We start from the raw sequence: 7,090 nt of genomic DNA on the forward strand, positions 1-7,090 counted from the left end.
CCCGCAGGTCACGGCGCTGAAAAGACGGCGCCAGCCCCGCTGTGAGCTCCGCGAATACCGCGTCCGCCGGCTCGGGATCTACAATGACGGCGCAGGCCGCCTCCATGTCATGTTGCGTCACAACACCATGATCACGGGGCGGCCTGCGTGCGCCCACCCGACGCCAAGGCAGTCGCCAACCGTAGATCCATTGCAGCGCAACGTAGCTGACTTCACGTCAGTAACGATCTACGACTGGAGTATTATCTTGCTGGCTTATCGAATGTTGAGGTCGAATACTGAAGTAGCGCGTGACTGAATTGAATGTGTGGTGCCGGCGTGGTCCGGTGAAGCACGGGCTGATCACGTCTCGGGGTACGCGAGGGCCCCGGTCTGATCGTGGGGGATCAGGCCGGGGCTGGGGGCGGACGGCGACGCCGTGTTGGCGTTGTCTGCTCGTGTCAGTGCTGGGGTGGGCGCCAGCCTGGGACTGGGACGGCGGCGCGTAGGGCGCGGGTGTAGTCCTCGGCTGGATTGTCGAGGATGTCGGCGCAGGAGCCCTGTTCGATCACGCGGCCGCTGCGGAGGACTAGGGCGCTGTCGCACAGTTGGCGTACCACGGCGAGGTCGTGCGAGATCAGGATGTAGGCGATGCCGGTTCGGGCACGGATGTCCACGAGCAGGTTGAGGATCTGGGCTTGGATGGACACGTCGAGGGCGGAGACCGCCTCGTCCAGGATCAGCACGGCGGGGTCGGCGGCCAGGGCGCGGGCGATGGCGACGCGTTGGCGTTGGCCGCCGGACAGGTCGCGTGGGCGGGCGTGGGACTGGCGTTCGGTGAGGCCGACCTGGTCGAGGAGTTCTTCTAGGCGGGTCTGGCGGGCGCGGGCGTCTCTCGGGTCGGCGTTCGTGCTGGGACTTGTGACGGGGCGCGTGTTGGAATCCGCGTCGGGGCGGGTGTCGATGGCCGGGTCGGAACCCGAGGTGGGGCCTGTGGCCTTTGTGGGGGCGGAGCGCGGGTCCGGTCCCGATCTCGATCTCGATCTCGTGCTCGCGTCCGCGCGTGCCGCGCGTGCCGCGCCTGCCGCGTGATGGCGTAGCACCTCGTCCACGGCGGCGCGGGCGCTCTGGCTCGGGTCCAGGGACGTGTAGGGGTCCTGAAACACGATCTGCAGTTCGCGGGCGCGTGCTCGGCGTTCGGCCGCGCCGCGGGCGGGGCGGGAGCGGTCTCGGCCTAGGACGCTCATGCTGCCGGCGGTCGCGCTTTCGAGTCCGATGAGCATGCGGGCGATGGTGGTCTTACCGGAGCCTGACTCGCCGACGATGCCGAGGGCGCCGCCTGGTTCGAGCTCGAAGCTCACCGCGTCCACGGCCTTGTGTCCGCCGCCGCGTCCGGGGAAGATCTTCGTCAGGTCCCTGACGCTCACCGCCGAAGCAGGAGCAGGAGCAGGAGCAGGAGCAGGAGCAGGAGCAGACGCCGCAGCCGGATCGAGAGTCGGAGCGGTAGCCGCGGCCGGAGCCGAAGCCGCCGGAGCCGCAGTCGATGCAGCCCCAGCCGCCGCAGCCGCCGCAGCCAACCCCCCTGCCGCCGCCGTCTCGTTCGGGTTCACGCGGCACCGCCTTCCCGTGCCGCGGTGGGCACGCTGTGGATCTGGTCGAGCAGGTGGCAGCGCACGTCGCCGTCGCGGAAGCGGACCGGTTCGGGCGGCGTGGTGCGGCATACGTCCTGGGCGTGTGCGCAGCGGTCGGCGAAGGCGCAGCCGGGGCCGGACTCGAAGGCGCCGCGGGGGCGGCCCGGGATCGCGGTCAGGCGGGCGGAGCGCACGTCGATCGAGGGGCGGGAGCCGAGCAGGCCGAGGGTGTAGGGGTGCGCGGCGCGCTCGTGCAGGTCTTTCGCGTCGCGCAGTTCGACGATCCGGCCGGCGTACATCACCGCTACCCGGCCGCAGACCGCGAGGGCGAGGTCCAGGTCGTGGGTGATGAAGACCATGCCGATGCCGCGGTCCCGGCGCAGCCGGTCGAGGATGCCGACGACCTCGGACTGGATCGTCACGTCGAGGGCCGTGGTCGGCTCGTCGGCGAGGATCAGGCGGGGCTCGGCCAGCAGCACCGAGGCGATCATGACGCGCTGGAGCATGCCGCCGGACAGTTCGTGCGGGTACTGGCGCAGGCGCCGGGCCGGGTCGTCGATGCCGACCTCGCCGAGTACGGCCGCCGCGCGCGCGGTCGCCTCGCGCCGGCCGACGCCGCGGTTGCGCACCAGGGCCTCGGTCAGGAACGCGCCGATGCGGCGGGTCGGGTTGATGTGGGCGCGCGGGTCCTGGAAGACCATGCCGACGCCGGTGTCCCGGTACGCCCGGAGCGCGGGGCCCGACATGCGGGTGACGTCGGTGCCCTCGAACCGGATCGCACCCTCGACGCTCGCCCGCGGTGGGAGCAGGCGGGTGGCCGCGCGTATAGTCATCGACTTGCCGGAGCCGGACTCGCCGACCAGGCCGAGGGCTTCGCCGGGGGCCAGGCTCAGGCTGATGCCCTCGAGCAGCGGCTTCGGGGCGTCGTCGGCGGCGGGGTCGGCCAGACGCACCGTCAGGTTCTCGATCTCCAGCAGGGCGCGGGTGTCGGCGCTCATGCGGCCGCTCCGTTCTGGTCCACGGCCGCGGGCTGCGTCCGGGCCGTCGTGCGGGCCCGGCGCCGCGTGCGCAGGTACGGCTGGGGGCGTTCGCCGCTGATCCGGGCGCCGAGCACGGTCAGCGACAGGACGCAGCACACGATCAGCACGCCGGGCGCGAGCACCGGCAGCCAGTAGCCCTGGAGCAGGGCATTGCTGTCGCTCACCATCACGCCCCAGTCCGCGGTGGGCGCCTGCACGGCCAGGCCCAGGTAGGAGAGCGAGGCCAGGTCGAGCAGCGCGTAACCGAACGCGATCGCGGCCTGTCCGAGCACCACCGGGCCGATGTTGCGCAGGATGTGGCGGACGGTGATCCGCACGACGCCGAAGCCCTGCACCGCGAGGGCGTCCACGTACGGGCTCACCCGCTGCTGGCGCGCGGCGGCCAGCACGATCCGGGCGAGGAACGGGATGTACGCGATCGAGAGCGCCACCACCGCGGGCATCAGGCCGGGCCCGAACAGCGCCACGGCCAGCACCGCGAGCAGCAGCCCGGGCAGGGCGTAGACGAGGTCGAACACGCGCGCGACCACCGCGTTCACCCAGCCGCCGTACCAGGCCGCGAGCAGCGCCAGCGGCACGCCGACGCCGAGCGCGACGGCCACCACCAGGGTCGGGCCGAGCAGGCTGGTGCGCGAGCCGTAGACCAGCCGGGACGCGATGTCCCGGCCGAGGCCGTCGGTGCCGAGCAGGTGCGCGCCGGACGGGCCGGAGTACGCGTCGAGCAGCGACTGCAGGTTCGGGTCCTGCGGCGCGACCAGCGGCGCGAGCACCGCCATGAGCAGGACGAGCAGCAGGAACACCGCCGCCACTGTCCCGGCCGGGCCGAGGGACGCGCGCGCCCGCGCGATTCTTCCCAGGATGTGGATCCTCATGCCATCCTCCCGCTCGTCGAACGCAGCCGCGGGTCGATCAGCGCCTGAAGCAGGTCACTGAGCGCGTTGCAGACCACGAACGCGGCCACCAGCAGCAGCGAGACGGCCTGCACCACCGGGAAATCCTTCTGCGCCACCGACGTGATGGTCAGCTGGCCGATCCCCGGCACGCCGAACGCCGTCTCCACGATCAGCGTCGAGGCGAACATGCCCGAGGTCAGCAGCGCCGCCGCGGTCGAGATCGGTGGCAGCGCGTTGCGCAGCACATGGTCGCGCAGCACGATCGCCCGCGGCAGTCCGCGCGCCACCGCGGTCTGCACGTGCTCCCGGCCGAGCTGGTCGAGTAGCGCGTTGCGGGTCACCCGGGCCAGGAAGCCGCAGTTCATGATCGCCAGCGCGCAGGCCGGCAGGATCAGGCCGTGGATCCGCCCGCCGAAGCCCGTGCCGATCCCTGAGGACGGGAACCAGCCGAGCCGCACCGCGAACACCGTGATCAGCACGGTCGAGGCGACGAACGGCGGGATCGTCACGGTCACCGACGTGACCGCGCCGGCCGCCGCGTCCACCGCCCCCGGGCGCAGCGCCGCCACCGCGCCTAGGGCGATCCCGAACACCACCACGAACAGCACCGCGATCAGCACCAGCGTCGCGGTGGTGCCCAGGCCCGAGCCGACCCGGCTCGCCACCGACTGCTGGGTGACCATCGACGTGCCCAGATTCCCGTGCAGCACGCCGGTCAGCCAGTCCCAGTAGCGCACCGGCAGCGGCTGGTCGAGGTGCAGCTGGTGCTCCACCGCGGCGCGCGCGGCCGGGGACGGCTGGCGGGTGCCGAACAGCACGTCCTCCGGGCTGCCCGGGGCCAGGTACAGGCTCCCGAAGATCGCGACGCTCGCCAGCAGCAGCGTCGTGGCCAGCCCGCCGAGCCGGCTGATCACCATCCGCGTCATCAGGGCGCTCCCACCGACGCGGCCCAGGCGCTGTCCATGTAGGAGAAGCTCAGCGGGGCGCCGGTGACGGACTTGTTCTCGTACACCAGCGCCCGCGGGGCCACGATCGGGATCCACGGCAGCGACGTGGCCAGGATCGTCTGGGCCGCGGTGACCAGTGCGGCCCGCTTGGCCTGGTCCTGCGTCGCGACGGCGGCCGCGAGGTCCGCAGTGACGGTGGCGTCGTTGTAGCCGTTGAAGTTCTGCGAGCCCGCGGGGGTCGCGTAGCTGGCGTACATGTCGGCCGCGTCCGGGAACTCGAGGTAGTTGATGGTGAGGAACCCGTCGTACCCGGCTCGCGCCTTCGGATCGGTGAACAGGCTGCCGTACTGCTGGTCGGGCAGGCCCACGATCTTCACCTTCAGCCCGATCTGGTCGCCGGCCTGCTGGATCACCTGCGCGATCTGCGCGGTCATCGGGCTGTCGGCGGCGTAGGCGATGCTGACGCTCTTGCCGGTCGCCCCCGCCTGCTGGACGAGCTTCGTGGCGGCCGCGATGTCAGGGGACTGCGCCAGATTCTGGTACGCGGCCTGATACACCGGCTTGGCCGAGCTGGTCTGCCAGAAACCGGGGCCGGCCACCGCGTAGAGCGGATCGGCGGCGCCGTCGAAGATGCTCTTGGCGATACCCGAGCGGTCGATCGCGTCCGACAGGGCCTGGCGCACCCGGGCGTCGGAGAAGCCGCCGGTGAGGCTGGAGATGATCAGGTCGATGTTCTGCGTCGTCGAACCCTGGCCGCCGATGTAGAGCTTGCCGGTGCTGGACTTGCTCAGTGCCGGGACGACCGAGGGCGGCAGGTCGAAGGCGCCGTCGAGGGTGCCGGAGCTGAGCGCGTTGGAGATGGCCGAGGGGTCGGACAGGAAGCGGAAGGTGATGGACTTCGCGAGCGGTTGCTGGGTCTTGTCCCAGTAGTCCTGGTTCGCCTTGAGCACCATGGTGTTCGTGCCGTCGAAGGACGCGATGGTGTACGGGCCCGAACACATCACGCCGGCCTGCGCGCTGCCGAAGCTCTGCCCGGCCTTCTCGGCGAAGGACTTCTCCACGATCGCCCCGGCCAGGATGCCCATGTTCTGCACGAAGGTGTAGTCGGGCCGGTTGAAGGTGACCGTCACCTGCTTCGGGCCCGTCGCAGTGATGGTCTTGACATACATGTACGAGTCGGCGAAGTTGCTCGCCTCGTTCGGGTCCGTGTTGCGCAGCAGGCTGTAGACCACGTCCGCCGGGGTGACCGGGTGGCCGTCGCTGAAGGTGGCCTTCGGGTCGAGGTCGAACACCAGGTGCAGCGCGTCGGGCTGGGACCAGGACTGCGCGATCCCCGCGTGCAGGCTGTAGTCGGCCGCGGTGCGCAGCAGCGGCTCGCAGACGTTGCCGAGGATCGTCTCCTCCGGGTAGTCGGCGGTCTTGAGCGGGTCCTCCGAGTACGGCGCACGGTAGTCGCCGTACCAGGTCAGGTCGCCGACCGCGCCGTGCGCGGTGCCGGTGGTCAGATCGGCCAGGCTGAAGTTGCTCTTCGCCCCGGCGCCGGAGCCGGCGTGGCTCGCGCCGCCGCACGCGCTCAGCGCCAGACACAGGGCCATCGCGCCGGACACGCCGCCCGCACGCCGTGTTGCGTTTCGTGACATCTCGATCCTCTCGAGGGGAAGGGGAATGCGCGGAAGGATTCTCGGGAGCCGGTATTCAGCGCCCTTACTCGGCGAGGTGCACCGCCTCGCCCTCGACGTACGTGCGCAGCACGCGCGTCGCGGCGATCTCCTCGGACGGGGCGGCGAAGGGGTCGCGGTCGAGCAGTGCCAGGTCGGCGTACTTGCCGACCTCGATCGAGCCGGTGACGCGGTCCAGGTGGTTGATCCGGGCGGTGCCCGCGGTGTACGCGGCGATCGCGGTGCCCAGGTCGATCCGCTCGTGCGGCAGCAGCGCCGGGCCGTCCGCACCGGGGTCGCGCCGGTTGACCGCCACGTGCAGCCCCGCCATCACGTCCGGGGTGCTCACCGGCCAGTCGGACCCGGCCGCGAGCATCGCGCCGGCCGCCCGCAGCGAACCGAACGGGTACTGCCAGCCGGCCCGCCGCTCGCCCAGGAACGGGATCGTCAGCTCGTCCATCTGCGGTTCGTGGCAGGCCCACAGCGGCTGCATGTTGGCGCTCGCGCCCAGCCGGGTGAAGCGCGCCACGTCGTCCGGGTGCACGACCTGAAGGTGCGCCAGGTGGTGGCGGTTGCCGCGCCGGCCGTTGCGCTCCGACGCGAACTCGACCGCGTCCAGGGCGTGGCGTACGGCCCGGTCGCCCAGCGCGTGGAAGTGCACCTGGAAGCCGGCTTCGTCCAGCGCCGCGACGTACTCGGGCAGCTTCGCCGGGTCGATGAAGTCGAGCCCCGAGCCGCGCTGCCCGCAGCCGCACGCGCCCGCGGCGGCGCTGCCGGAGCCTGCGGCGTGCGGGTCGAGGTAGGGCTCGAGCATCGCCGCGGTGTGATTCTCGGCCACGCCGTCGAGCATCATCTTGACCGTCCCGCCGGACAGCCGGTGCCGGCGCTCGGCCTCGGTCCGGCGGGCGAGGAAGCCGGGCAGCTGCTCGAGCCCGCCCTCCC

6 protein-coding genes are annotated in these 7,090 nt (G+C 71.7%); all 6 read right to left on the reverse strand.

The genetic code is table 11. The annotated features are described in order from the left end of the window. Positions 1-440: 440 nt before the first annotated feature. Positions 441-1,406, reverse strand: a complete 966-nt coding sequence (locus KDL01_RS37520; RefSeq protein WP_212533476.1) for an ABC transporter ATP-binding protein — start codon at positions 1,404-1,406, stop codon at positions 441-443. 179 nt (positions 1,407-1,585) lie between these two features. Then, the gene (locus tag KDL01_RS37525) at positions 1,586-2,608 is read right to left on the reverse strand and encodes an ABC transporter ATP-binding protein (protein ID WP_212533477.1); all 1,023 of its coding nucleotides are present in this window, start codon (positions 2,606-2,608) and stop codon (positions 1,586-1,588) included. Continuing rightward, positions 2,605-3,522 carry an ABC transporter permease gene (locus KDL01_RS37530; RefSeq protein ID WP_212533478.1) on the reverse strand — a complete coding sequence of 306 codons (918 nt, stop codon included), beginning with the start codon at positions 3,520-3,522 and terminating at the stop codon, positions 2,605-2,607. Before KDL01_RS37530 ends, KDL01_RS37525 begins: the two co-directional genes overlap by 4 nt. Next, a complete protein-coding gene (locus KDL01_RS37535) occupies positions 3,519-4,469 on the reverse strand; it encodes an ABC transporter permease (RefSeq protein WP_212533479.1) in 951 nt (316 codons plus the stop codon). The genes KDL01_RS37530 and KDL01_RS37535 overlap by 4 nt, the downstream gene beginning before the upstream one ends. Then, the gene (locus KDL01_RS37540; protein WP_212533480.1) at positions 4,469-6,130 is read right to left on the reverse strand and encodes an ABC transporter substrate-binding protein; all 1,662 of its coding nucleotides are present in this window, start codon (positions 6,128-6,130) and stop codon (positions 4,469-4,471) included. Before KDL01_RS37540 ends, KDL01_RS37535 begins: the two co-directional genes overlap by 1 nt. A gap of 64 nt (positions 6,131-6,194) precedes the next feature. Beyond that, the coding region (locus KDL01_RS37545) for an amidohydrolase (protein ID WP_212533481.1) at positions 6,195-7,090 on the reverse strand (896 nt) is incomplete at its 5' end.

Origin of the sequence: Actinospica durhamensis, from assembly GCF_018139695.1 — a bacterium.
GTDB lineage: Bacteria > Actinomycetota > Actinomycetes > Streptomycetales > Catenulisporaceae > Actinospica > Actinospica durhamensis.

Excerpts from the sequence above, each read along its gene's own strand:
- KDL01_RS37540 (WP_212533480.1), bottom strand. The coding sequence starts at position 6,130 with ATGTCACGAAACGCAACACGGCGTGCGGGCGGCGTGTCCGGCGCGATG.
- KDL01_RS37535 (WP_212533479.1), bottom strand. The coding sequence starts at position 4,469 with ATGACGCGGATGGTGATCAGCCGGCTCGGCGGGCTGGCCACGACGCTG.
- KDL01_RS37530 (WP_212533478.1), bottom strand. The coding sequence starts at position 3,522 with ATGAGGATCCACATCCTGGGAAGAATCGCGCGGGCGCGCGCGTCCCTC.
- KDL01_RS37525 (WP_212533477.1), bottom strand. The coding sequence starts at position 2,608 with ATGAGCGCCGACACCCGCGCCCTGCTGGAGATCGAGAACCTGACGGTG.